The organism is Humisphaera borealis (assembly GCF_015169395.1).
Taxonomy (GTDB): domain Bacteria; phylum Planctomycetota; class Phycisphaerae; order Tepidisphaerales; family Tepidisphaeraceae; genus Humisphaera; species Humisphaera borealis.
In genome coordinates, this window is sequence record NZ_CP063458.1 from 6,166,534 (window position 1) to 6,191,842 (window position 25,309).

Sequence of the window (25,309 nt, forward strand, 5' to 3'; positions counted from 1 at the left end):
AGTAAACCTGCATCCGATGGTGCGCTTCACTTCGCCTTCAGCCGCGGCTCAATCACCTTCACCCACAGCTTGTAGCTCTCCGGCTTCATGTGCAGGTTGTCGGAGACAAAGAGGTCGGGCTTCACTTTTCCTGTTTCGTCGAGCATCGGCGTGAAGACATCGATGAACTCGAGGTTCGGATTCTTTGCTTCCTTGACCCACGCTTCCAGAAGGCCGTTGGCCTTCTTCTGCGTTCCAAAGAGGCTCTCGCGTTTTACGCTCGGCTTGATTGCCAGGTAGAGAATCCGCGTCTGCGGAAGCTTGTCGTGAACGAGCTTGGCAAAGGTCTTGCAATCGTCGACGAACTGCTCGGGCGTTCGGCCTTTGCCTAAGTCGTTGTCCCCTTCGTAGAAGACGATGATCGACGGCTTCAGCGGGATGACGGCCCGGTCGACGTACTTGATTGCGTCGGGCGCACTGGATCCTCCGAAGCCGCGGTTGATCACCGGCAAATCGGGGAAGTCGGTCTTGAGGGTCTGCCATCGCTTTATGCTTGACGACCCGTAGAAAACGATGCCTCCGGGCGCAGGCAGTGATTTGCGGTCGGCAGCCTCGAAGGCTTGGATCTCCTTCTCGAACGGCTGAGTGGAAGGGGCAGTCGCCGGCTTCGTGGACGACGGTTTGGTCAGGGGTGCTGGCGAGTTCGACCCCTTGGCAGCGTCGGCGCCGGCGGATGTACCCGTCGTGCAACCCAACATACCGCCGAGCGCGGCGACGACAACGCACCTGCCGATTCGATTCATTACCATTGAAGGTCCTCCTGAAAATCACGTCTATTCTGAACGAATGCCTCAGCCAAAGATGGACAGCATTCTGCACAGATGCAGCTCCGTGTGCGAAACAGGCCTCTGCGTATCCGTGCCAGACTGTCCCGATCTACGACTACTCCTTCTTCTGCTGCCGTGGTGCCGGGTTGCCGGATTTGGCACCCTCGGCATTGATCTCAGCGTGCAGCGATTTCATCTGGGCCGCCATCGCCTTGGTCCGCTCCGGCTCTGCCGCCGACAGGTCTTTTGCCTCCGCGGTGTCCTCAGAGAGGTTGTATAACGCGAACTGTTCCAGCTTCTTGTCGGCCAGCAGCTTCCAATTCCCGTCGAGCAGCGCGACCTCCCACGGCCGGCCGATCGAAAAGTTGTATTGCCAATAGAGGGGGTGCGGCCGGGTGATCGACTTGCCTTCGAACATCGGAAGGATATTCGCCCCGTCGAGCGCCCGGTCCTTCGGCGCGTCAACGCCGGCGATAGCGCAGAACGTCGGCAGCAAATCGACACTGCAGACCGGCGTTTCGCTCACCTGTCCCGGCGTGATGCGCTTAGGCCAACTCATGATCCCCGGCACGCGGTAGCCGGCCTCGGTGATGTGCAGCTTCATACCCCGCAGCGGGCCGGGCGAGCCGTAGCTTCGGTTGGCGTTCTTGTAACGGTTAAGCGTTTCGGGGCCGTTGTCGCTGGTGAAGACAATGAACGTGTTGTCCCGCAGGCCCTTGGCATCGAGGTACTTCAGCAATTTGCCGACGGCGGCGTCCATCTGGGATACGTTGCCGTAGTAGTGCCGCTTGTCGCTGTTCTCTTCCTTGGCGTACTGCTCGAGAAACTCCGGCGTCGCGGCGACGGGCTCGTGTGTCTCATGGAACCAGACATTCAGAAAGAACGGCTCACCTTCCTTCAGTGTGCCGAGCCACTGCGTCGCCTCCGCAACACAAACGTGGGATGACGGGCCTTGCGTGGGCCCGACCGGTTTGCCGTTGCGCACGAAGTTCGTCGGATTCAGATGACTGGGGGCGGCGTTGTTCTGCGTGTACATCCAGTGATCGAAGCCGGCATCGCCGGGCGTCGGCTCCGAACCGTTCACCTTGCTGTTGAGATGCCATTTGCCGACATGACAGGTCTTGTAGCCCGCTTTCTTGAGAAGCTGCGGAATGGTCACTTCGCCGGGCCGCAGGAAGATGCCGGAGTTCTGTGGAATCCAGTCGTGGATTCCAAGGCGGTTGGGGTTGCGACCCGTCATCAGCCCGGCCCGCGACGGCGAGCAGACGGGCATCGGCGAGTAGTAGCGCGTGAGCTTGACACCGCTTCCGGCGAGCTGATCCAGATTCGGTGTCTTCGTGATCGGGTTGTTGAAACAAGCCAGGTCGCCGTAGCCGAGGTCGTCGCAGAGGAGCACGATGATGTTCGGTTTGGGTGCTTCGGCAGCCGAGGTGGCCAGCGAGGTCACTACCGCAAGCAAAGCGACAATCGCGCGAACGAGCATGGTCGTCTCCATCCCATCTCCTCTGTACTCGGAGGAGATGGCCAGGGTGAGGGGCCGAACGCCGGGCATCGTCGCCCGCCAAGGAGCTCTGTCTGCAACGTCAGAAGGGACCGGTTATTGATCAGAACGAAATCGCCCCGGTCTGTCGTCGTCGGCGATGGAAGAAATGGGGGAGTCGACTCAGGGTCGGCCCCTCACCACAGACCTCTCCCCCGAAGTAGGGTGGAAAGGGAGCCGTCACACCAGCCCGTTCGCCTTACGGATAATCCACTCCGCGGTGATCAGTCCGACGAACACCGCCAGGAACACCCAGTGGGTTGTTCGGCTGTACTTGCCGTTGGGGTTGCCGAACAGGCTGATCTGCTCGGCGGAGCTGTCGGTATAGCTCAGTTCCGGGATGTGCTCGGCAAGGATGTCGGCATACGCACCGTCGACCATCACACCGCCGCCAGCGGCGGCGATGCTGCTCAGTGCGGGGCGGTCGGCATTGATGTTCTTTTTCTCGAGGTTCAGCGTATCGACGACCTCCACGGTCAGTGATTTCTGCAACGCCTTGGTGTCGTCGGCGAGCAGTTTCTCCACCTCCGCACCCTGCAGCGTCAGTTCGACCTGTCCCGGCGGAAGATTACCGAGCGTGGCGCGATAGCGGCCCGGGGCATCGGGAATCTCGCTCATCTCGGCTTCGACAACGGCCTTGGAGTTCGGATCGATTTGCCCAGTTGCGCTCAATACGCGCGCCCGCACCTTCACCTTCAAGCCGGTCTGCGGGACGAGCTTGGTATTAACGATGCGAGCGGTAACCGAAGCCTGTTCGCCGCCGACGTATCGGGGCTTGTCGGTGCCGAAGCGGACGAACTCGCCGCCGGCCGGGAGATCGCCGGAGACGACCCACCGGATGACCTGTCCCCAGAGCCGCTCATGGTAGTTGATTCCGTTGACCTGCCGCAGCCGCCATGTGGCGTCGCCGGCGAGGTACATCACCTGGCCCAGGCCAGCGTTCATCGTCGCCAGCAGGGCGCGCTTGCGGGCCGTCTCCAGCGCGGTAATGGCATTGGCGTCGGCAGGGTTCGTTGACGGCGTCGGGGCGGCCTGGCCGAGTGCCCGGCCGTCTTCGATCGACCAGATCACGCTCGCGCCACCTCGAGCGAGAGTGTCGTCGGTGTGCCAGTACCAGGCCAGGTTCGGATCGGTCCGGATGGTCTCCCACACCTTGCGGTTGGTCTCTTCGTCGATGCCGAACTGCGTGAGCAGATGGTTTTCGCCGTCCGGCGCGATGACCGGGTGGTACCCGATCTTCAGGTGCTGCTGCAGTTTGCCCGGCGTCCAGTCGGGACTGGGCTCACAGGGGAACAGCGCTGACAACGGCTGGCCGGCGCCCCATGCGCCTGGCATGTTCAGGTGGCCCGAGAGGATCAGCAGCGTCGCTCCGCCGTCGGTCACTGCTTTGACGATCATTTCCTGCTGCTTTTTCGGCAGCTTCTCTGGCGGAATGTCGCCGATGACGATGAACCGCCACTGGTACCACTCCTCCTGCGTTTCAGGCAGGATCTGGAAATCCACGCGGGTGTCCTTCAGGTCGGTCGAAGGCTTTCGCGGGTCGGGGGGTTTGATGTTCTTCGACGGGTCGGTGTCCCACCCAATTCGTGCCGGTTGGAGCAGCATCGTCTGCAGCTTGATGCGATGATCTCGCTCGAAATAGTTCGTGATGTACTGGTATTCCCAACGGGGAACGTTGTCGAGATAAAGGACCGTCAGCTTGGTGTCCTTCACGTTCACCCGCACGGTCGAGTTATTGTTCACGACCACCGTCTCGCCGGGAATCTCCTTGATCTGGATACGGTAATCGTACAGGCCGGCGTCGGGGAGGTTCTCTTTCTTCTCCGTAAAGGTGATTACCTCGCGGGGGCGTTTGACGTCTATCTCCTTGGTGTCGATCAATGTGGAGGCGTCGGTCGTGCCCGGTGCGTTACCGTCGCCGCTTCGGCCGTCGGCCACTTTCAGGCGGTGCAGTTCGACGGTCGCTCGCTTACCGTCGAGGCCATCAAGCCGCAGAAGGGACGAGATCTTGATCGTGTCGCCTTTAAAGACCCAATCCGGCGCTTCGATCGTTTCGACGGCCGCATCGGGGGCGACCTTGCCCGTGCCGGTGGCAATGGAGTAGACCCGCACACCGCGCGACGCCAACCGGCTGACGGCCTCGGCGGTGTCGGCCTCGCGGCGGTTCTGGCGGCCGTCGCCGACCATCACGACCGTCGCCGGCTCGTTCTGGCTGAGCTGATCTTGGATCGCCTGGAGCGCGCTGGCGACATCGGTCACGGGTGCCACCGTGCGCGATAGCGCCGTTTTGACTGCCTTGCCGGCGTCGGCCTGGTCGTCGGGAATGATCGTCTGCGGCCGCTGACCGAAGCCCATGACCTTCACGGTCTGCTTGGGCATCAGCACGTCGAAGCCCGGGGCATCAGCCTTGGACTTGTCGGTGATGACCGCCTTGGCGAGCTGTGCCCGGGTCATGGTCGAGACCTTCTCGAGCGCCTCGGTTACCCGGCTGTCGTTCAGCGAGAGGATCGCCTGGTCGGCTTTATCCGCGGCGGCCTGAAGCTTGGTGGCGGCGGCTGCGAGAGTGGTGCGAGCAAGGTTCCAGTCGACGTCGTTCTGTGCTTCTTCGGGCTTCTGGCGTGTGTCGATCTTTTCGATCCCCTTGGCAACGGCGTCCACCACCGTCCGCAACTCTCGGGCAATCGTCCCGTCGTCGCCAGCGATCGGCGACTTGGAGATCGTGTCGGCGACGCCGGTGAGGAGACTGTTCCACTGCTTCAAACCGCGGACGATATCTTCGACCTGCTTGCGCTGGTCCTTCTCTGCTGCACCAGCCCGTGCGAGGGATTGGTAGTAATTGACATCGGCCCCGAGCACACTCAGCCGGATAGCCTGTCGATCGAGCGCGCCGGTGCGAACGCCTGCAGGTACCAGGCCCATTGCATCCGCCCAGCGCAACTTTTCAATCGGCGGGGCGTGGGCATCGGTCCGTTCCATCGATTCGCTCTGATCCAGCAGCAGCCAGAGTGTGCCGTTGACCTTGCCCGTCCAGGTGAAGACGCGCGCCGCGCCCAGCAGCACGAGGAACATCATGAGGATCAGCAGCGTGCGAATGGCGGTTAGCGCGAAGACGGCCTTGGCCGGGGCGATGCGGCGCTGGGCGCGATAGAGATAGAACGCTGCGACGATCGCGACGAGACCCAGACCGGCAAGCAGCCAGATGTTGATCTGAGCGTTGGTGGTCCAGTGCGAGTCCACGATAGGCTCGGCCTGAGAGAGGATGGGAATCAAAGCGAGTTGCACTAATGCCTCATTGCCTTCGTGTTGCGGACGCTCTGTCCGTGACACGGGCTTCCAGCCCGTGCGTGAGTCTCAAGTGGTCGATAGGTGCAATCTTCCGACTACAACGCACCTGGCACGGGCTGGAAGCCCGTGCCACTGATTGCGTCCTACGCCACCGTCGCCGATGCGGTCGTGCCCATTCCGGCGACCGTCTGTTGTCGCATCACTCGGTACGTCATGAACGTTTCAAACAGCAGCACGCCGAGTACCAGTCCCGCCAGGATCGGCCAGAGCTGTGTTCCCTGGCTACCGCCGCCGACGGCAGACGCGAGTTCCGTCGGCGTGATCGTCGCCTCGAGGAACTTGTGGTCCTCACTCGCCAGCCACTTGCGGTCGGCTTCGCTCAAAGTCTCTTCCTGAAGCTCGACCGGGTCGATCCCGACGCCGTAGTACACCGGCGCCAATGCCGTCTGGTCGAACCGCAGTTCGTACCGGCCGGGCTGGTGCGTTTCCTTGAAGCGAATGATCTGCCGGCCGTCGCGAACGATCGGGCGGACCTGTTCCTTGGTGTTGTCGGGCAGCGTAATCTCGGCCTTGCCGATCGCCGGCGATGTCGGCCCCGTCCAGACGAGTGGCTGACCACTTTCGAGCCGGCGATTGGCCTGCCCCTTGGTCCAGCCGCTGGCCAGGTGATAAACAGTCGTATTCACCAGCGGCGAAAATGCCCGCATGCTCGGCCAGTTGTTCCAGCCGGTCGTGCCGTCGACCGGGCTCGTCCAGACGACGATGCGGCCGCCATTAGCGTCGATCTCCCGCTCGAACATCAGCGGGTCGCCGTTCTTCGTCGCCAGCAGCACCTTGACGTCGGGGTTCCTGGGCTTGACCGACCACCATTTGAGCGTGGTCATGCCAACGAGCACGTTGCGCTCGGGCTTGGTGAACGGGCGGAGCGTCGGATGGTCGGGGCTGATGACTTCAATGCCGGCCGACTCTTCCACCGCTTCCTGCCGGTCGCTGACGTCGAGCTGCAGCAGGTTCGAAGCCGCAAGCTGATCTCGGATCAGCCCGCGTTCGCTGTTACGCCCCAGGATAAACCAGACGCCGTGGCCGCTGCTGGCATAGTCGCGGAGCTTGCTCTGGATCGACGTCGGCAACTGCGGAACGTCGTTGACGATCACCATCGCGTAGTCGTCCAGCGGAACACCGCTGAGCTTGCCGTCGGCGACACTGACGAAGGTCGGTTTGATCAGCGACGGACTGTCGGCGGTCGGGGCGGCCGACAGCATCGCCGCACCCAGGAACTGACTTCGCTTGAACTTGTCCAGCGTCGCCTCGTTGGCGTTGGAATCGATCCCCGCACTGCTGAGCTGCCCGTCGATCACCAGCACCGGCAGAGTTTGCCAGACGTAGGCGCTGGCGGTGGCGGCGTTGTCGGCGTCGAGACCGTCGGGCGCGTCGATGCGGACTTCCACCCATTGCGAGTTCGGATCAGTGAACGTGTGGTCAAACCGCAGCGTGCGCGACTCGCCCGGCTTGAGTGCCGATACCGGCTGCCGGCCGCCTTCCGTTCCGGCGACGATCAGCCGTGCGCTCACCCCCGGCATCTCAGCCGAGCCGGTATTGGTCACCGTCGCAGTGATTGTCGACGGCTGATTCTGGCCGACAAGGTCGGGCGAGATTGTCACCTCACCGATGGACAGGTTCGCCCGCTCGCCGACTGGCGTAATCGGCAGCTCGTACATCTTGATCGAAGAATCAGCCCCTTTGACGCGCTGGCCAAGGGCGGCGTTCCACGCTCCCAGATCGTTCGCCCGCCAGTTCGACTTCTGGCCGTCCGAGAGCACGATGATGGTCTTGCGCGTGTTGCGGCCCTTGCCGATGATCTCCCGCGCCTTCTGCACCGCATCAGGGATGCTGGCTGCGGTGAGGCCCGGTTTCTCCTTGCGAAGTTTATCGAGCGTTCCGGCGAAGTTGTCGCGCGGCACCGGCAGGGGGGTAAGCACGCGCGGTGCCTTCTCGGCCAGCACCACCGAAACCGTGTCCGACGACTGGAGCGCGGACGCCTCGGTCAGTCGGGCGATCGTGGCGACGGCCTGGTCGTACACCGTCCGGTCGCCGGACAGCCGACGGGTGGAAAGCGAGTGATCGATGACAATGCCGATATCTGTCGAAGCCTTGCCGGCAAGCGGGTTGTATTCGTTGTCTTCCCACAGCGGCTGGGCGAGCAGCGCAACCAGCAGCGCCAGCCCCGCCAGGCGAAGCAGCATGAGGAGCCAGTGGTCGACCTTCTTGCGGCGTTTCTGCTGAAGCACCGACTGCTTCAGGAACATCATGGCGCCCCAGAGCACCGGCTGCGTCCGTTGGCGGTGCAGCAGGTGGATGATGATCGGTATCGAGACCACAAGGGCCCCGGCGATCCACCAGGCGAGAGAACCGAAGAGAAAACTCATGCCGTTTCCGTAGTCCCGAGTTGCAGAATGACAGCTGCGATTGAATCGCGAAATGACGAATGACTAAATGCGAATGACGAATGAATGTTCAAGTGTCCAATCTCGAAACAGATGCTCGTCGTCGCCATCTTCATTTGATCATTGTCTGTTTGGTGCTTCATTCGCCATTCGAGTTTCGCCATTAGTCATTTCACGCAGTGCCGTCATTCGCCATTACTTTCTTCCCATCCGCTGGGCCAAATACGTCATCAACACCTCATCGAACGGCTGGCTCGTGTTCAGCAGCAGGTGGCTCACGTGCTGCTTCGCCAGCCCGATGCGCAGCGCCTCCTGGTGCTTCTTGAGATTTTCAAGGTAGATCGCCCGCATCAGCGCCGGGTCGAGGCGGATCTTGTCGGTCGGCAATTCCAGATTCTCGAACTGGCTCCACTTGCGGAACGGGAACTCCAGCTCGTCGTTGGCCATGACTTGCAGCAGAATGACCTCGTGCCGCTTGTGCCGCAGATGGTGCATCGCCTCCATCAGCTTGTCCGGGTCTTCGAACAGGTCGGAGATGATGACGACGAGCCCGCGGCGGTCGATGCGCTCGGCGATCTCGTGCAAAATTGGCGCGATTCCCGTTTCGTTCTCGGCGTGGGTGGTATCCAGCGTGCGGAGAATCCGCATGAGCTGCGACGGCGTGCTCTTGGTCGGGATGAAGGAGCGAATCTTGGTATCGAAGGTGATCAGCCCGGCCGAGTCCTGCTGGTGCAGCACGATGTATGCCAGGCACGCGGCGACGAACTGGCCGAAGCGAAACTTGCTGAGCGGGTCTGTCGCGCCCTGGTACTTCATCGAGCCCGAGGCATCGAGCACGATGCTGCAGCGGAGGTTGGTCGTCACCTCGTACTGCTTGATGTAGTAGCGATCGGCCTTGGCGTACACCCGCCAGTCGATGCGCTTCACGTCATCGCCGGGCACGTATTGGCGGTGCTGGGCGAAGTCGAGCGCGAAGCCGACGTGGGGCGACTTGTGCATGCCCTGGACGTAACCGTCCATGACCTGCCGAGCCACCAGCTCCATCTTGCTGATCTTCTGGAGCGTGTGCGGTTCGAGCAGCGAAGACCCCGGCGACCGCACGGTCGCCGCGCGGTCGGTGGCTTCGGAAGGCTGGGTGGCGAGGGCCATTCAGGACACCTGAAGGAAGGGGCAGTTCTTTGAAACACAACGAAGAATGAAGAACATGGAATGAAGAACGGAGAATGAAGGGAAGATCAAGAGAAGCGTTCATTCCCCGTTCTTCATTCCATGTTCTTCATTCTTTATTTCCACGATCCAACGGCTACCCACCGCGGCTACGCTGCCTTCGTCGATTCCGTCCGCGGAATCTCCCGCACCAGCCGCTCGATGATCTTGTCGCTGGTCATGCCGGCGGCCTCGGCACTGAAGGTTGTCATGATACGGTGCCGCAGGACCGGCAGCGCCATCTTGGCGATGTCTTCGGTGGTGACGTGCACGCGGCCGTTGAGGATCGCACGGGCCTTGCCGGCCATGATGAGATAGATGCACGCACGCGGGCCTGCACCCCACTGGACCAGCTCGTTGATGTACGCCGGCACACCGGGCTCCCCGGCGCGGGTGGCCCGCACAAGATCGCGGGCGTAGGCATACACGTGATCGGCGACCGGCACCCGCCGGACGATCTGCTGCAGTTCCATGATCGCGTTACCGTCGAGCAGGCGGCTCAGCTCGGCTTTGTAGTTCGTCGTCGCCTGCTTCATGATCTGGATCTCGTCCGCCGGCGTCGGATATTTCACGATCGTCATGAACATGAAGCGGTCGAGCTGGGCTTCGGGCAGGGGGTAGGTGCCTTCCTGCTCGATCGGGTTCTGCGTCGCGAGGACGAAGAAGGGTTCCGGCAGCGTGTAGGTCTGTTCGCCGACGGTCACCTTGTGTTCCTGCATCGCTTCCAGCAGCGCGGCCTGCGTCTTGGGCGGGGTTCGGTTGATTTCGTCGGCCAGCACCATGTTGGCAAACAGCGGGCCCTTCACGAAGCGGAAGGCGCGCTTCCCAGTGGTGTGATCTTCTTCCAGCACGTCGGTGCCGGTGATATCGGATGGCATCAGGTCGGGCGTGAACTGCACCCGCTTGAAGCCCAGATGCAGCACTTTACTGATGGTGCTGACCAGCAGCGTTTTGGCCAGGCCCGGCACGCCAACCAGCAGCACGTGGCCGTTGCAGAACATGGCGGTCAGCACCTGCTCGACGACCTCTTCCTGGCCGACGATGACCTTCCCCAGTTCGGTCTTCATCACCCGATAGGCGCGGGCGAGCTGTTCGACGGCTTCAAGGTCATTGGTGGAGGCAGGGGCTGGCGCCGCGGGTGCATTGGCCATGGGGGGAATCTCCGGAGAATCCGATCCGCCGGGGTGAAGGGCGGATCGGTCACAGACAGGGGGTCGAAGGTTGTTGGAATCGAATGCCCGCAGGCGAACCCACCGCGCGGGCACACCTAGTACGCCGGGGTGCGCATCGGTGTTGAAGGGACTTATCGTTCACCGCGACCCGATGCGAATTGCGATGTTCCCCGCCGGGTGCCTCGCGTTCTATCGCGAATCATGTTTCTCTACCCACCACATCCTCCGACGACTACACTAATACTCCCGATGAGCCACCTCCCCTCCACTCGTCGATCCTGCCTTCGGCCGATCGCGGCGATGCTGCTGCTGATGGCGGTTACATCCTTCGCCGGGGCCCAGGTCGATCAGGCGGCGATGCGCGACCAGCAGCGCCGCAACCGCCAGGACCAGTACCGGTCGATGCAGAACATCGTCCGCAACATGCAACGGCTGGAGGTACGGCGGATCGAAGACGTGTTCCAGATTCGCGTCGAGGGCAAGTCGCTCGTTGTCGGCCTGCCCCTGGGCGAGCGGGATGCCCGCCTTGCCGGCGAATCGACAAAAAGACGCAACGGCCAGTTTCGACTGGAACTCGAAGGCTTTTCCGGTCCGACTTACATTCAGTTGTCCAACGTCTCGCCGTTCCAGGTTCGCGCGGCCCGGGCGCCCGGAGCCCAGCCCGCCCCGGCGAACGATGAAGCCGCCGCCGCACGGACCTTCAGCCTGCTCAGCTACGACATGCCCAACCCCGACACGCTGACCACCACCAGCGTGCAATCGTACCCGAGCTACTTTCATGTCGAGCGCAATACCCAGCTGAATGACGGCCACTGGATGGTTCGCATCATGGAGCAGCGCAGTCCCGACCTGCCCGACGGCGGTACCGTGCAACTATGGGTGAACCAGTACGGCGGCGGGGCGACCCAGCCGATCAACATCAACATCCAGGCAGCCGACTTCCCCACCCTTGTTCGCGACAACCCCAATGAAGTCGAGCAGTACATCCGCCCGCTTCTGCGGCAACTGGGGCAGGAACAGATCTTCGCCCCCGACGCCCGCGTCGCGTGGCAGGTGCTGGCCGACTACTGGCCGGCCGATGAGGTCGTCGGCAAACAGGTGAACGGGCTGCTGCCCGACCTGGACCATTCCGACTTCCGCCAGCGTGAAAAGGCGCTTGCACTGCTGCTCAAGCTCGACCGACAGGGTGCAGCGGTGCTTCGCCACCTGGATCGCTCCGGTTTCTCTGCCGAGAAGAACCTGATGATCGACCGCGCGCTTGCCCCGTATGCGCAGCTCCCCGATCGTGAAATGAACCGGCTGGCAACCGACAAGGGATTTCTGCTCGACTGCCTCTACAGCGACGACGAGCCCATCCGCGGCGCGGCGATCCAGCAATTGGTCAAGATCACCGGAAAAACCAACCTCCGATACGATCCCAAGGGCACCACCGGAGATCGATTCTCGGCCGCCAGGGACCTGCGCGAGAAATTGACCGGCAAACCGGCGACTCAGCCGGTGAAGTGAATCAAGGTGCCGACGGCCGCGTCCCCAGGTGCAAGGCAGTACTGCCCACCCAAGAACAGGCCCTGAAATAGCTTTCGTTTACTCCCCGCCTTTGAGCATCATCGAGATCGCGATCGCGACGATGATCACGCCGATAATGATGAGCCATCGCACCCGTCGCATGGTCTTGCCGAACTTGCGCGACACGCCGATGACGACGTCTTCGCGGGTCCGCACGCCGCGCTCTCGCCGGGTGGATTCACGGGCTTCTTCGACAATGGATTCGGCCGACTCGGCGTCCCACCCCTGCGACAAAAGATCCGCCGCCACGTCGTCGAACGTCCGACCGGCGACCAGTTCTCGCATGGTCCACTCGACGGCGTCTTCCCGCCCGCCGGTGTCGTCCACGACGTGGTCCAGGCGATCGGTGAGCTCTGCGGCGGGCGGGGCGGTCGCCTCGGCAGGCGGGGGATCGGGTTGATCGGAAGGGTCCATGACGGGCGGTCGCTCCTGAGGGTGATTGTAGCGACAAGTCGCCGGCGGGGAACGCGGATGGCTCGGCGTCGCTTGACTCCCCACTGGCCCGTCGTAACCTCCGTGCCTTCGATCGAAAACCCGCGAGGAGGAACCGCATCATGTCCGCGACCTGGAGCACCAAGAGCGACTTCAAGTTTTCCGCCGGCCCCTGGAACCTGCACACCGGCGCAGATCCCTTCGGCCCGACGGTTCGCGACGACCGCGACTTCGCGGCGAAGCTGAAGATATTCAAAGACCTCGGCTTTGAGTACGTCCAGTTCCACGATGACGACGCCGTGCCCGACAGCTTCACCCCCAGCCAGCGCGAGGCCAAGGCCAAGGAGATCAAGAAGCTTCTGGACGACCATGGCCTCAAGGCCGAGATCTTCGCCCCACGGCACTGGGAAGACGCCCATGGCGTGGACGGCCCGGTCACAAGCAACAGCGCCGCCGACCGCAAATGGGCCTTGGAACGCGGTCGCCGGTCGATCGACGTCGGCCGCATCCTCGGCAGCGAGCGATTCGTCTGGTGGCCGGCGCGCGAAGGCACCTACATCCGCGAAAGCAAAGACGCCGTCACCAGCTTCAGCCGAATGCTGGAGTTCGTTGACGCAATGCTCGATTACGACAAGAAGATCCGCATCCTCGGCGAGATGAAGCCGAATGAGCCGATGGACCTGATGTACCTGCCGACGACGGGCCACTTCCTGGCACTGGCGTACAAGACGCGTGATCCCAGCCGCGTAGGCGTGCTGATCGAAAGCGCCCACGCGATCCTGGCCGGCATGGATCCGAGTGACGAGTTCGCGTACGCCCTGTTCCACCAGAAGCTCTGGGGCGTTCACCTGAACGACCAGAACGGCCTGAAGTACGACCAGGACAAGACCTTCGGCAGCGTCGATCTGCGTCGCGCCTTCAACCAGGTCGATACGCTCGTAAGGCACGGCTACGGCAAGCAAGGCGAAGTCGTCGGCCTGGACGTCAAGGCGATGCGCACCCAGCCGTTCGACAAGGCCCACCTGCACCTGAAGCACTCGAAGGAGATCTTCCTGATGCTGGTCGACCTGGTGCACTCGATCGACCGCAAGACGTGGCAGGGGTATGTCGATGCACGGGATTACGAGGGGCTGGAGCTCTTCATTGTGAAGAACTTGATGGGCAAGTGATGCGGCAACACCGACTATGACGTGACAAGAGCCCTGCGACGATGTCGCAGGGCTCTTGTCGTTGAGGCAACTGCTTCTGTAGGGTCCGCCTTGGCGGACGCGAACACAAACGGTCCGCCAAGGCGGACCCTACGTCTTGAGGTCGGCGACTTCGAGATCAACCAGAATCACTTCCCGTTCAGCAGCTCCCACAACCACTTCTCGCTCTTAACGTAGAAGGCCGCCTGCGCGTTCCCCGTCCCATGGTGGTTCGAAAGCGGCAGCACGATCAGCTCCTTCTTTCCCTGTGTCGCGTTCACACTGGCTGCGATTCCGGCCGGCGGGCAGGTTTCGTCGATCAGGCCGGCCGACACCATCACCGGGCACTTGATGTTCCTGGCGAAGTTCGTCGCACAGAAGTATCGGCTCGCCGCGACGACCTTCGCCTTGTCGCGGCCCCAGGACTGCCCCGGCCAGTTCGGCCAGCCGGGGGCACGGCCGGCCTGGTCGCCGGTCAGGTCGCAGCCGGCGGGGACGTTGGCGAGCATCGCCGTCACCTTCGGGTGCAGGCCGGCGGCGGCGAACGACTGCCCGCCGCCCTGGCTGGTGCCCATGACGACCAGCGTCTTGCCGTCCCAGTCTTCGCGGGCGGCCAGGTATTCGGCGGCGCGATAGCAGTTGAGGTACATCCGCAGGAAGTAGCTCGTCAGCCGGTCTTCATTGCCGATGCGGACGTAGTCTTTCAGCGGACCGTTCGACTGTTCCTTGTAGAACGCCTCGTCTTTATCAAAGGGCAGGTCGTGAGCCATGATGTTCAGGCAAAGCCAGCCATCTTCCGCCCGGCGGACCACGTTTGAACTCGGCAGTCCGTATACGCCGGCGTACTGCACCAGCAGCAGCGCGGGAAACCTGCCCGCCTTCTTCGGCCGGGCAAGCTGCCCGTACAGATGCGTGCCGTTGATGCTGTCCATCGTCAGCTTGAAGTACTCGAACGGCGGTCGGCCATCTTTCGTCGCCTTGGCGGCGGCAGCCTCCAGTTTCGGGTTCGCCGGGATCGCCGACATCGCCTTGATTTGACCCGCCCAGAAGCTGTCGAAATCCTCCGGCGTCGGGGCCGAAGGCTGGATTTTGTCGGGCGCGACAATGGCACCGGCAAGCGCCCGGATCGGCTTCTTGTCGGGCCCCATGACGCCGGGCAGCGTGAACTCGACTAGCAGGTTTCCCGGCTCGTCGAGCGTCGCCGACAGCGTTGCGACGCCTTCCTTCAACTCCAGCTTGCCCTGCTTGATGACGGTCAGTCCGCCCTTCTTGATGTGGTAGTTGACGGTTGCGGGCGCGGTCGTCGCCGCATTGCCTTTGGCTTCGACGCGCCACTCGATCGCCTCACCCGGCGCATAGACGCCAGACGGCTTTACTGGGGTCGCGGTGAGTGTTTGAGCGAAACCGACCGACGACGACCCGAGCAGAACGAGTAGCGCAAGCCAATGAACGCGTTTGAGCATATTCACGAGAATCCTCCGAAAGGTAGGGGAATGCTACACGGGTGCCCCCTGGATGATCGAAGACTTTCTCAATAAGACAGGCTCGCCGTCCGGGTAACGCGGCATCGGGTGCCACTCAACAGTGTGGGCACGGTTTTGCTTCCACTCCCACCAAACGTGTGCTAGAACCTTCGGCCCGGGCGGCAAACGCCCGTCGAATCCTGTCCTCGCAAGGAGCCTGCTATGTCCCGTTTCGGTCGTTGTCTTGCTTCTCTCAGCCGAACCGCGCTGGCCGCGATGATCGCCGTCTCGGTGATCGGATGCCAATCCGGCAACACAACGGCCAAGGAAGAGATGCTTCCGCCGGGCAAGCTTGAGATGCTCAACAGCGGCGACAAGCTCATCAACGAAGGCGAAGACCTCAAGGATCAGGCCAAGAAACTGCAAGCCGAAGGCAAAGACGGGGCAGAACTGGCCCGCCAGGGGGACGCCAAGATCGCCGAAGGGGAGGCGATCAAGAAGAAGGCGATGTCGATGAAGCAGTAGGAATCGCCCTGATCACCCTGATTCAGGGCAGAGAACGGCGACATTATCGGCACCTGCGGGTTCGGAAGTCCGATAACGTTCGCCGGCGGTCTTTTTGCATGGTCCGCTCCGATAACAGTGGCGTGATGCAACGCGGCTTGTCAGCCGCACCGGTTCCGGGGGAACCGCTGGCGTCACGCCGCGATGGACATCGGAGCCCGACGCATGCGACCGTTTCGTAAAACCCACCTCGCCATTCGATCGATCGCCGGCTGCCTTGCGACGGCAATGCTGGCCGCGCCCGCCTGGGCCGGCATCGTCACCTACCGGCAGGGGGAGCAGGACTTCGCGTCCGGCGCAGGCCCGATACTGGTCACCGACGCCGTACTGGCCGGCGCCAATGAAGCGGCTCCTTTCGACGGCTCGGTCTTCGGCGACGACCGCCGATCCGCCTTCGGCCGCATCCGATTCACCTACCAGCTCCCCAAGGAAACCACCGGCGACGGCAGCCTGACGTTGGGCCTGATTGGCCTGGATTCCCCTCCGGACTCCAAACCCACCGTCAAACTGTTCCTCGACGGCATCGAACAACCCAACGCCCCCTTCGCAGGCGTGTCGTCACCCCTTTTCCGGTCGTCGGCCAGCGTGGTGTCGGTGCCGGTGCCGGCGGCGCTGCTGGAAGACGGCGAAGTGGAAATCCTCGTCAAAGCCTTCCGACGCGGACCCGGATATCCGGGCAACGCCATCAGCATCGATTTTTCCACGTTGACGGTCATGAACGTCAACACCATCCCCGGCGATGGCACCAACGGCGGCGGGACCGATCAGCCGGGCGGCGGTGGCAACGGCGGTGGAGGCAATGGGGGCGGTGACAACGGAGGCACACCTGGTGGTGGCGGCGGCGGGGGTAACAATGGGGGCGGCGGCGGTGTCGTTCACCCCCCGACGGCGATCCCGCTTCCACCGGCCGTCTGGGCAGGCGGTGTCGGACTCCTGATGGCCGCATTCGCGCGAAAAAAGAAGCTCAACCGCGGCGCGTTTCCCTCGATCTCACGCGCTCGGCGACACTCGGCGTTCCAACGGTAGCCGACATCTCGCGTGCCGGGTGGAACGTCGCACTATTCGTGCGTCGCACCGGTGCCGGTCGCCGCTTCGATGAACTTCGTCACGTCCGCCTGCAACTGCTTCAAGCCGCTCGCCTCGTGATACAGCATGTGTCCACCGGGGTAGAACGTCTCGGTGATGTTCTTTCGCAGCGACTCGCTCAGCTTCATCTGCCGTAGTGTGTAGGCCGCGCCCAGGTAAGGCGTCGCCAGGTCGTAATGACCGCTGGCGACCATCAACTTTGTGTGGGGGCTCAGCCGCATCGCCCGTTCCAGATCGTCCGCGACATTCAGGTAGCCGTTGCCGGCCCGGCCGAAGTTCCAGGGCTGCACGCGACCGGTCAGCACGTCGTACTGCAGATCGGACTCGTACTTGAGCGTCCGTCGGGCGTAGTCGTTAAAAGCCCCGGCGTACGCCGCGAAAAACTGGTTGAAGCTCGGGTCGTGATCGGAACCGCGTTCGAGGGAGTCAGGATCGTACCCCGTCAGGCGGGAATCAAACCGCCCGACGACCTTCTGCTCGTCCAGCAGCAGTGACTTGCGGAACAGATCCGAGTCGATGCGCAGGTCTGCCTTGCGAACGACACTTTCCGACAATCCGGTGAGACGGGCGAGCTTCTTCACCGCTTCGGTGCGCTCGTCGGCAGTCGCCGAGGCCCCTCGCGCCAGGATGCTCGCATAAGGCCCGACCGCGAACGCCTCCGACTCCTTCAACGCCGCCTTCAAATCCTTCTGCAGATCCTCCGGCAGCTTGCCATGGTAGTGGGCGGTCGCTGTATAGGTCGGCAGGAAGAGCATGTACGGCAGGTCGTTGCCGTTGCCGAACGAGAGTGTCTGGAAGTTGAGCACCGTCGAGATCAGGATCACGCCGTTGAGGGCAATACCCTGGCGCTGCAGCAGGTGGTTGCTCAGGCCGGCGGCGCGGGTGGTGCCGTAGCTCTCCCCGGCGAGGAACTTGGGGCTCGGCCAGCGGAGATTGCGGGTGGTGTAGAGCCGGATGAACTCCGCGACCCATCGCAGGTCTTCCTCCACGCCGTAGAACTGCTTGCCGTCCTCGCCCGCCGCCGCCCGGCTGTAGCCGGTGCCGACGGGATCGATAAACACCATGTCGGTCGCGGCGAGCCAGGAGAACTCGTTCTCTACGGTCTTGTAAGGCGGCGGCAGCGCTTCGCCCTTGTCCGACAGTTTCACCCGCACCGGCCCGGCGGTGCCCAGGTGCAGCCAGACCGACGCCGCTCCGGGCCCACCATTGAATACAAACGTAATCGGCCGCTTGGCGGCTTCGTCTGCGGTGGCGGGGCGGGGGTGCTTCTCGTACGCGATGAAAAACAGATCCGCCTTGGTCTTGCCGCCGTCTTCCTTGAGCGGATAGGTGCCGGCGGTCGCGGTGTACTTGACCGGCTTGCCGGCGATGGTGATCTGACCTTCGGTAACCGACAGGTTCTTGTCGGATTTCCCATCCGTCCGCTTTTCCTCAGGCGGCTTGGCATCCGCGGGGCGCGCCTCGGTTGCCGGTTGCGTCGCCGGCTTCGTGGCAGGCGATTCGGCGCGAACTTCTGGCACCGGTAGCGGCGTCAATAAGGCAAAGAACAACGCGAGGAGTGTGAACTGGCGAGCGGGCATGTCGTCGAGAGTGCCCGTTTCGCCGTAGGACGTCAAGCAATCGGACCGCAGCAGCAGGTCCAAACGCCCACGGACGGCTGTCCGTGGGCGTTGGCACGCTTCGTGTCTTGCCCCACGCCCGCCCGCATTCATAATGTCCACCCCGGCGTCTTCCGCCGGACTAACACCTGAGGAGCCTCATGTCCGCACCCCAATTCCGCACCGAAAAAGACTCGATGGGCGAGATGCAGATTCCCGCCGACGCCTACTACGGCGCCCAGACCGGCCGGGCGGTCGAGAACTTTCCGATCTCCGACCTGCGCTTCAGCCGCCGGTTCATCGCCGCGATGGGCCTGATCAAATGGTCCTGCGCCGAAGTGAATCACAAGCTCGGGTTTCTCGATGACAAGCGGAAGACCCTGATCCAGCAGGCCGCCGACGAGGTGATCGCCGGCAAGCTCGACGCGCAGTTCGTCGTGGATATCTTCCAGACCGGCAGCGGCACCTCGACGAACATGAACACCAACGAGGTGATCGCCAGCCGCGCCAATGAAATCGCCACCGGCAAACGCGGCGGGAAGGACCCCGTCCACCCCAACGACCATGTGAACATGGAGCAAAGCTCCAACGACAGCATCCCGACGGCGATCCACGTGTCGGCCGCCGTCGCGATCAACGAATCGCTCGTGCCGGCGCTGGAACACCTTCAGAAGGTGCTGGAGGCCAAGGCCAAGCAGTACGACGACGTTGTAAAGATCGGCCGAACGCACCTTCAGGACGCCACCCCCATCCGCCTGGGTCAGGAGATCTCCGGCTACGCCGCGCAGGCAAAGCTTGGCGTCATGCGGGCCCACAAGGCGATCAACGCGCTGCGCGAATTGCCGCTGGGCGGGACGGCCGTCGGCACGGGCATCAATTCGCACCCCGACTTCGCCAAACAGGCGATCGCCGTCATCGCCCGCAAGAGCGGCATCGACTTCGTCGAAGCGGCAAACCACTTTGAAGCCCAGGCCTCGAAAGACGGCGTCGTCGAGGCTTCGGGACAGCTCAAGACCATCGCGATCAGCCTGAGCAAAATTGCCAACGACATCCGCTGGCTGTCGAGCGGTCCCCGATGTGGTATCGGCGAGATCAACATCCCCAGCACGCAGCCGGGCAGCAGCATCATGCCGGGCAAGGTGAACCCCGTCATGAGCGAGATGGCGCTGATGGTCGCGGCGCAGGTCGTCGGCAACGACACCACGATCGCGTTCGCCGGCTCCGGGCTCGGCAGCACCTTCGAGCTGAACGTGATGATGCCGGTGATGGCGTACAACCTGCTGCAGTCGATCGATCTGCTTGCCAAGGCCGCTCGAGTCTTTGCCGACCGCTGTGCCGCCGGCATCGAAGCCGACAAGGCCCGCTGCGAAGGCCTCGTCGAGCAGAGCCTGGCGATGTGCACGAGCCTGGCCCCGGTCATCGGCTATGACAAGGCCGCCGACATCGCCAAGGAAAGCCACAAGACCGGCAAGACGGTCCGCCAGGTCGCGGCAGAGCGGAAGCTGATGAGCGACGCGGAACTGAACAAGGTGCTGGACGCCCGGCGGATGACCGAACCGCAGGCGGACATGGTGGGCAGCGGCGGGGGTTGAAGGAGCGGGGGGAACACCGAACACCGAACGTCGAACGTCGAATCCGGGCGCCATTGTCTCCCCGTGATTCGACGTTCGGCGTTGGAAGTTCGACGTTCGGCGTTCGCATTTCCGCGAAAACACACCGACCGCGATGATGCGCAAATCCTGCGCCCTGCCGCCCGAAACGACCTCCGACCCCCGCCGAATCGCCCCGGAACCGTTATTATCGGCCACTGGGGCGGCGCAGAACTTGCTCTCGGACGTGCTCAAGTTTGCGCGGGTTTCCGTCCGAAAACACTCTTGACGAACGCACGAGCGGCGTTGGACGGGAATCAACCGGACAGCGACTCGGGCGAGCCGAACGGATTCGGCGTCCTGATCGTCCGCGGCCCACGGACCGCGTGACAGCCAGGACCACGACAAGGAGGTTTGCCCCGCCAGGAGCATCCCCCTGTAGCGCGACAATGACCAGCCGTTGCCCGGTCGCCACCCGGCACCGGCTCTCCCGGTTCATTTTTCGCGTCACTTCCGAATCCACCTTCGACACGTCGACGCTGTCCATCGTGTTCTGTCGCCCCAGGGGCCTGCCGGTAAGGATACCGGCCGGTCCGATTCCATGGCGATTGCTACAATCGCCGCATTTGTGTCACGGAGGATCTCTTGAGCCGGATTAATACGAACATTGGCGCGCTTCAGGCCCAGCACCGCCTGAACTACAACCAGGCCGACCTCTCGACGCGGCTGCAGCGTTTGAGCACCGGCTTGAAGATCAACGCGGGCAAGGACGCCCCGGCAGGCCTGATCGCCAGCGAAACGCTCCGCAGCGAAATCGCCGGCATCACGCAGGCCGTCGACAACAGCCAGCGTGCCAACAACGTCATCAACACCGCCGAAGGCAGCCTGAGCGAGGTCTCCAGCCTGCTGCTGGAAGTCCAGAGCCTGACCAACCAGGCCGCCAACAGCGGGGCGCTTTCGCCGCAGGAAATCGCCGCCAACCAGCTACAGGTCGATGCCATCCTCAACAGCGTCAACCGCATCAGCAACACCACGCAGTTCAACGGCGTGAAGCTGCTGAACGGCGGGCTCGATTACACGCTCAGCGGCGTGGTGTCGGCTGACATCGACATCGCCACCGTCAACGCGGCCAAGATCCCCGACAACGGAGCGATCACCGTTGCCGTGCAGGTGACTGCCAGCGCCCAGCTCGGCAAGATCACCTACACCGCATCGGGCATTGGCGGCTCACCGACCACGATCGAGATCGCCGGCAACATCGGCACCGAGCAGCTCAGCTTCGCCGCCAGCGCACAGAACAGCGCCATCTCGTTTGCGATCAACCAGCTCAAGGAATCGACCGGCGTGTCGGCGTCGGTCGTCGCCGGCGACCTGGAGATCTACTCCACCGCGTACGGCAGCACGCAGTTCGTATCGGTCAAGACCATCACCGGTACCTTCACGACCGGCAAGGACTTCGGTGCCGACGCCGCCGTCACCATCAACGGCTCGGCCGCCAGCGTCGAGGGCAAGGTCGCCACGGTCCGCACCGGCGACCTGGACATCACGCTTGACCTCGACGCGGCGTTCGCCCAGAACACCGCGACGGGCATCACGAGCTTCAACATCACCGGCGGCGGGGCAAAGTTCCAGCTCGGCGAGCGTGTCGAACGCCAGGGCCAGGTCAACATCGGCATCAGCTCCGTTGCGACGACCAAGCTCGGCAACGCGACGGTCGGTTACCTGTCCAGCCTGGCGAGCGACGGTGCCAATTCGCTGGTCGGCGGGAACACGATCCAGGCACAGAAGATTCTGGACGCGTCGATCAAGCAGGTCGCCGAGATTCGCGGCCGGCTGGGCGCGTTCCAGAAGAACGTCGTCGAAACGAACGTGAACAGCCTGAACGTGGCGTTGGAAAACGTGACCGCCGCCCAGAGCCAGATCCGTGACGCCGACTTCGCCGCCGAAACCGCGTCGCTGACGCGGGCGCAGATCCTTGTGCAGGCCAACACATCGGTACTCGCCCAGGCGAACGCCAGCCCGCAGAACGTGCTGTCGCTGCTGGGTTGATCCCGGCGTTATGGCGGCCGCAGGACGGGCCGGCTGAAGAATCACAACCCGGGTAGTGCCCGATCGAGGATACCGGCGACACGTCGCCGCCACCCAAGGCCGGCACACCCTGGTGATACAGGGGTACGCCCCCGCGAGAGCAGCGTAATCCCCGAAAGGGCGGCACTGAGAAGTGTCCGCCCTTTCTTTATTTCAGTAGGCAGTAGGCAGTGAAGAGACGACGAAACCGGCCAGGGACTGGGTCTTTCTCTTTTCTGCCTACTGCCTACTGCCTACTGCGTACTGCTTACTTCTCCTCACATCTGACACGACCCCGGTGCTCCGCCGCAGCGGCCGCACATGGGGTCATCGCCGCCGCCGGACGACGACTTGGCCGCCCCTTCACCGCCGACGGCGAAGACGCTGAGCACCTTATTCGTCTTCGGCGACCCGCAAGCCGGGCAGGCCGGCTTGGCCTCGGTCGCCATCGATCTCACGAGTTCGTCGAACCGATTGTTACATTTTTCGCAGGTGTATTCGTAAACGGGCACTTCTACTCCTCGTTCTTTGGTCTCAGTATTGACCGCAGAGTTGAAAGACAAGTCGCGGCACATCCCGAAAGCCAGCGTCGGCTAACTTTCGCTTCGTCTCCTCAAAGATGCCACGCAATTGATCGTCACTCAGAACCGCCTCGCTCGCATCTTGGGCGCCGAATCGGCCAATCTCGTGCCCGATCAAAAGGAAGTAGGGTTCGCCGTCCGTGAGGCGACCGAACGCGAACTTCAGCTTCACCTTGCGTGCGGCAGCAACTCGCGCGTCCTGCCTCATTTCCAAGCGTTCCGCCTCCTCGTCCGAGGCCACTTCATACCTTACCCCGTAGTAAACATAGAAGGCGTCTGCTCCCATTGTCCCTCCGTCGAGAGCGCAGTTGTTTCCATCGAAAGCCGAGCGGAATAAGCCGCTCGATACTACCAATACACCGCCCCGTATGCTCGTAAACGGGCATACGGATGGTGCTCCAAAGAATCGTCAACGCGAACCGACTGAAACGCGATCTCCACTCACATCACGGCAATCGCGGCGAATGCAAGGATCACAAGAACCGTCGACAAGCCTCCGATGGCAATCGCCGCAATCGCCATCCCCCGGCCTTTCTGAATGCCGAGCCTGCACAGGCCGACCAGCGACCAGATCCCCATGACCAGCGAAACCGGCCCGAGGACGATGCGGAAGCAGAAAATCCCGATGATCGACAGCACCATCGCCGTGTTGGCCGCGTCGCTGTAGCGGTTGCGGATGAACTTGTTCGAATAATGCGATGTCGGATCATACGACACCTGCGGCTGATAGGGTTGTTGGTACTCCAGCACGTTGGCCGTCGGATACTGGGGCTGAGAAGCCCCGGCCGGCACCTCGTACCCCTGGGGAACGGGCGGCACCGGTGATGCAAACTCCGGCAGGGTCGAGATTGCCTGCCAGTCGGGAAAGCCTTCCCGCCAGACCTGATCGTCGAGCGTCAAGTGTCCGGCAGCGAGCATCTGCCGCAGGACCGACGACGTCACCGGCCCCACCTGCTGCCCGTTAGCGGCGTAATACCAGACATCGGATGCATTGGATGACATCGGTCCCTTCCTCAGGCGAGTTCCCTGGCAAATCCCCGAACTCCCTAGCCCCATGATGGCGTCGCCGGTAGTGCTGTCAATGTCGGACGCTTGCCCATGCCAGACGAGCACCACGGAGGCTCGCAGACACGGAGGGTCGCTTGAGGTCTATGCGCATCACTCGTGATGACACTGATCAGGGCGAACGCAATGACAATCGACTCGCTTGAAAACCAGCCCACTGAGCTCGAGAACATCCTCGGTCGGTTCGAACCCCTCCGCGCCTCCGTGCCTGCTCCGAAAATGCATTTAGGAACCGCAGATTCCGCAGATTGCGCAGATTTCAGAGAAGACAATCTGCGAGATCTGCGCAATCTGCGGTTTCATCCCCTTGGTGTGAGATCACGGTGTCATGATCAACTCCGTGGTGAATCTTCTGCCGCGCCAAGTGTGTTGCAGTGTATTGCACCCTCGGGCGACACCGGTATTCTCCTTGCCAACCCGCAACCGGAGAAGGATTCCTTGCCCAAGAAAGTCATCGCGTCAGCCCAGCCTTTCGACACCACCAAGTTCGTCCACCCCGCCCAGGTCGGCGGGATCGAGGCCTACAGCTTCGACAACGGAGCCGCCCGCGGCGGGCGGGCGCTGCTGGTTAACACCGGCGGCGGCCTCCGCTATCGCCTGCTTGTTGACCGCGGGCTTGATATCGACCAAGCCTTCTTCAACCAGCATTCGCTCGCCTTCCTGACGCACAAAGGCGTCACACCGCCGGCCCAGGGGCTCGAACGCGGTATCGACTGGCTCAAGACTTTTCCCGGCGGATTGCTGACCAGTTGCGGGCCGTTCAACATCGGTGCACCGAGCACCGACGCCGGCGAAGACCTGCCACTTCACGGGCCTCATTCCAATACGCCGGCCGAGATCGAATCGGTCGTCCAGCCCGACCCGCACGCCGGGAGGAATGAGATGTCGGTCGTCGGCGTGTTCCGCTACGGCCGGCTGTTCGGGCCGAATCTGACCCTGCGGCGGACCATCCGCTCGACGCTCGGCCAAAACGCGATCCACTTCACCGACGTGTTTTATAACGCCGGCAACCAGCCCGTTCCCCACGCCTGGCTGCTGCACATCAACCTCGGGTATCCGCTGGTCGATGGCGGCGCCGAGTTCTGCTACGACGCGAAGGTCGTCCCGCTGGGCAACCCCGTCGCCCAGGCCCGCTTCAAGCCCGGCGGCGACTACAAGAAGGTCCCGAACCCGCTCGAAGCACATCGCGGCTCCACCGAAGCTGTCGCCTACCTGTATCCCAAGGCCTCCCGCGACGGCTCCACCACCGTCGGTCTGGTGAATCGAAAGGTCGGCGTCGGTATCGCGATCGACTACAACACGAAGCAGTTCGGCCGATGCGTCAACTGGCAGCATTGGGGACCGGGCGAGTACGTAACGGCACTAGAACCCAGCAACGGCAGCGTGGAAGGGCGTGCGAAAGATCGCGCCGAAGGCGTGATGGACATGCTCGAAGTGGGGGAGTCGAAAACCTACGAATATTCGCTGCGCATCCTGGGCGATCGGGCCGGGATCGACGAACTACGTGCATTGAACGGGTGAGGTTTCGGACAGCGCCGATGCACCGCATCACCTTTTAGCGCCATCCCCGAAGGGGTGGGTGTCGCGTGAGGGTCGTGGATGAACCACTGATCTTCATCGCGAAAAACCAAGCGCAGTCCGGTTCTCTGCGCTCAGGG

19 protein-coding genes are annotated in these 25,309 nt (G+C 62.8%); 7 read left to right on the forward strand and 12 right to left on the reverse strand.

The window, feature by feature from the left end:
- Positions 1–26 precede the first annotated feature (26 nt).
- From IPV69_RS23170 to IPV69_RS23195, 6 genes are all read right to left on the reverse strand, one after another.
- Positions 27–788, reverse strand: a complete 762-nt coding sequence (locus IPV69_RS23170; protein WP_206292104.1) for a GDSL-type esterase/lipase family protein — start codon at positions 786–788, stop codon at positions 27–29.
- 133 nt (positions 789–921) lie between these two features.
- Positions 922–2,301, reverse strand: coding sequence for a sulfatase family protein (locus IPV69_RS23175; protein ID WP_206292105.1), 1,380 nt, complete (start codon positions 2,299–2,301; stop codon positions 922–924).
- 225 nt (positions 2,302–2,526) lie between these two features.
- Positions 2,527–5,628 carry a vWA domain-containing protein gene (locus tag IPV69_RS23180; protein ID WP_206292106.1) on the reverse strand — a complete coding sequence of 1,034 codons (3,102 nt, stop codon included), beginning with the start codon at positions 5,626–5,628 and terminating at the stop codon, positions 2,527–2,529.
- A 146-nt stretch (positions 5,629–5,774) separates the two neighbouring features.
- Positions 5,775–8,057, reverse strand: a complete 2,283-nt coding sequence (locus IPV69_RS23185; RefSeq protein ID WP_206292107.1) for a BatA domain-containing protein — start codon at positions 8,055–8,057, stop codon at positions 5,775–5,777.
- Positions 8,058–8,270: 213 nt separating this feature from the next.
- Positions 8,271–9,224, reverse strand: coding sequence for a DUF58 domain-containing protein (locus IPV69_RS23190; RefSeq protein WP_206292108.1), 954 nt, complete (start codon positions 9,222–9,224; stop codon positions 8,271–8,273).
- A gap of 167 nt (positions 9,225–9,391) precedes the next feature.
- Positions 9,392–10,432, reverse strand: a complete 1,041-nt coding sequence (locus tag IPV69_RS23195; RefSeq protein WP_206292109.1) for an AAA family ATPase — start codon at positions 10,430–10,432, stop codon at positions 9,392–9,394.
- Positions 10,433–10,702: 270 nt separating this feature from the next.
- Between IPV69_RS23195 and IPV69_RS23200 the strand changes: the two genes are divergently transcribed.
- Positions 10,703–11,959, forward strand: coding sequence for a hypothetical protein (locus IPV69_RS23200; RefSeq protein WP_206292110.1), 1,257 nt, complete (start codon positions 10,703–10,705; stop codon positions 11,957–11,959).
- A gap of 78 nt (positions 11,960–12,037) precedes the next feature.
- Here IPV69_RS23200 and IPV69_RS23205 read toward each other — a convergent pair whose 3' ends face one another.
- Positions 12,038–12,433 (reverse strand): hypothetical protein, encoded by a 396-nt coding sequence (locus IPV69_RS23205; protein WP_206292111.1) that lies wholly within the window; start codon positions 12,431–12,433, stop codon positions 12,038–12,040.
- A 140-nt stretch (positions 12,434–12,573) separates the two neighbouring features.
- On the opposite strand from IPV69_RS23205, the gene IPV69_RS23210 reads away from it, so the two are divergent.
- Complete coding sequence (locus tag IPV69_RS23210) at positions 12,574–13,620, forward strand: TIM barrel protein (RefSeq protein ID WP_206292112.1); 1,047 nt, start codon at positions 12,574–12,576, stop codon at positions 13,618–13,620.
- 167 nt (positions 13,621–13,787) lie between these two features.
- Here IPV69_RS23210 and IPV69_RS23215 read toward each other — a convergent pair whose 3' ends face one another.
- Positions 13,788–15,101, reverse strand: a complete 1,314-nt coding sequence (locus tag IPV69_RS23215) for an acetylxylan esterase (protein WP_241180031.1) — start codon at positions 15,099–15,101, stop codon at positions 13,788–13,790.
- Positions 15,102–15,323: 222 nt separating this feature from the next.
- On the opposite strand from IPV69_RS23215, the gene IPV69_RS23220 reads away from it, so the two are divergent.
- Both IPV69_RS23220 and IPV69_RS23225 read left to right on the forward strand, forming a co-directional pair.
- Positions 15,324–15,626 (forward strand): hypothetical protein, encoded by a 303-nt coding sequence (locus IPV69_RS23220; RefSeq protein WP_206292114.1) that lies wholly within the window; start codon positions 15,324–15,326, stop codon positions 15,624–15,626.
- Between the two features lie 204 nt (positions 15,627–15,830).
- Positions 15,831–16,691 (forward strand): hypothetical protein, encoded by an 861-nt coding sequence (locus IPV69_RS23225; RefSeq protein ID WP_206292115.1) that lies wholly within the window; start codon positions 15,831–15,833, stop codon positions 16,689–16,691.
- Between the two features lie 32 nt (positions 16,692–16,723).
- Here the strand turns inward: IPV69_RS23225 and IPV69_RS23230 are convergent, their stop codons facing one another.
- Complete coding sequence (locus tag IPV69_RS23230; RefSeq protein WP_206292116.1) at positions 16,724–18,331, reverse strand: S10 family peptidase; 1,608 nt, start codon at positions 18,329–18,331, stop codon at positions 16,724–16,726.
- Between the two features lie 179 nt (positions 18,332–18,510).
- Here IPV69_RS23230 and IPV69_RS23235 point away from each other — a divergent pair, with 179 nt between their 5' ends.
- Together IPV69_RS23235 and IPV69_RS27745 are read left to right on the forward strand one after the other, a co-directional pair.
- Entirely contained in the window at positions 18,511–19,941 is a 1,431-nt protein-coding gene (locus tag IPV69_RS23235) for a class II fumarate hydratase (protein ID WP_206292117.1), read from the forward strand.
- 642 nt (positions 19,942–20,583) lie between these two features.
- Complete coding sequence (locus tag IPV69_RS27745) at positions 20,584–21,987, forward strand: flagellin N-terminal helical domain-containing protein (protein ID WP_206292118.1); 1,404 nt, start codon at positions 20,584–20,586, stop codon at positions 21,985–21,987.
- Positions 21,988–22,283: 296 nt separating this feature from the next.
- On the opposite strand, the gene IPV69_RS23245 is transcribed toward IPV69_RS27745, so the two are convergent.
- From IPV69_RS23245 to IPV69_RS23255, 3 genes are all read right to left on the reverse strand, one after another.
- Positions 22,284–22,517 carry an FmdB family zinc ribbon protein gene (locus tag IPV69_RS23245; RefSeq protein WP_206292119.1) on the reverse strand — a complete coding sequence of 78 codons (234 nt, stop codon included), beginning with the start codon at positions 22,515–22,517 and terminating at the stop codon, positions 22,284–22,286.
- Between the two features lie 22 nt (positions 22,518–22,539).
- A complete protein-coding gene (locus IPV69_RS23250; protein WP_206292120.1) occupies positions 22,540–22,872 on the reverse strand; it encodes a hypothetical protein in 333 nt (110 codons plus the stop codon).
- Positions 22,873–23,027: 155 nt separating this feature from the next.
- Entirely contained in the window at positions 23,028–23,702 is a 675-nt protein-coding gene (locus IPV69_RS23255) for a GYF domain-containing protein (protein WP_206292121.1), read from the reverse strand.
- Between the two features lie 387 nt (positions 23,703–24,089).
- Here IPV69_RS23255 and IPV69_RS23260 point away from each other — a divergent pair, with 387 nt between their 5' ends.
- Positions 24,090–25,172, forward strand: coding sequence for a DUF4432 family protein (locus IPV69_RS23260; protein WP_206292122.1), 1,083 nt, complete (start codon positions 24,090–24,092; stop codon positions 25,170–25,172).
- Positions 25,173–25,309: the final 137 nt, after the last annotated feature.

Excerpts from the sequence above, each read along its gene's own strand:
- IPV69_RS23175 (WP_206292105.1), bottom strand. The coding sequence starts at position 2,301 with ATGGAGACGACCATGCTCGTTCGCGCGATTGTCGCTTTGCTTGCGGTA.
- IPV69_RS23200 (WP_206292110.1), top strand. The coding sequence starts at position 10,703 with ATGAGCCACCTCCCCTCCACTCGTCGATCCTGCCTTCGGCCGATCGCG.
- IPV69_RS23215 (WP_241180031.1), bottom strand. The coding sequence starts at position 15,101 with ATGCTCAAACGCGTTCATTGGCTTGCGCTACTCGTTCTGCTCGGGTCG.
- IPV69_RS23225 (WP_206292115.1), top strand. The coding sequence starts at position 15,831 with ATGCGACCGTTTCGTAAAACCCACCTCGCCATTCGATCGATCGCCGGC.
- IPV69_RS23205 (WP_206292111.1), bottom strand. The coding sequence starts at position 12,433 with ATGGACCCTTCCGATCAACCCGATCCCCCGCCTGCCGAGGCGACCGCC.
- IPV69_RS23210 (WP_206292112.1), top strand. The coding sequence starts at position 12,574 with ATGTCCGCGACCTGGAGCACCAAGAGCGACTTCAAGTTTTCCGCCGGC.
- IPV69_RS23170 (WP_206292104.1), bottom strand. The coding sequence starts at position 788 with ATGGTAATGAATCGAATCGGCAGGTGCGTTGTCGTCGCCGCGCTCGGC.
- IPV69_RS23220 (WP_206292114.1), top strand. The coding sequence starts at position 15,324 with ATGTCCCGTTTCGGTCGTTGTCTTGCTTCTCTCAGCCGAACCGCGCTG.
- IPV69_RS23250 (WP_206292120.1), bottom strand. The coding sequence starts at position 22,872 with ATGGGAGCAGACGCCTTCTATGTTTACTACGGGGTAAGGTATGAAGTG.
- IPV69_RS23235 (WP_206292117.1), top strand. The coding sequence starts at position 18,511 with ATGTCCGCACCCCAATTCCGCACCGAAAAAGACTCGATGGGCGAGATG.
- IPV69_RS23190 (WP_206292108.1), bottom strand. The coding sequence starts at position 9,224 with ATGGCCCTCGCCACCCAGCCTTCCGAAGCCACCGACCGCGCGGCGACC.
- IPV69_RS23230 (WP_206292116.1), bottom strand. The coding sequence starts at position 18,331 with ATGCCCGCTCGCCAGTTCACACTCCTCGCGTTGTTCTTTGCCTTATTG.
- IPV69_RS23185 (WP_206292107.1), bottom strand. The coding sequence starts at position 8,057 with ATGAGTTTTCTCTTCGGTTCTCTCGCCTGGTGGATCGCCGGGGCCCTT.
- IPV69_RS23195 (WP_206292109.1), bottom strand. The coding sequence starts at position 10,432 with ATGGCCAATGCACCCGCGGCGCCAGCCCCTGCCTCCACCAATGACCTT.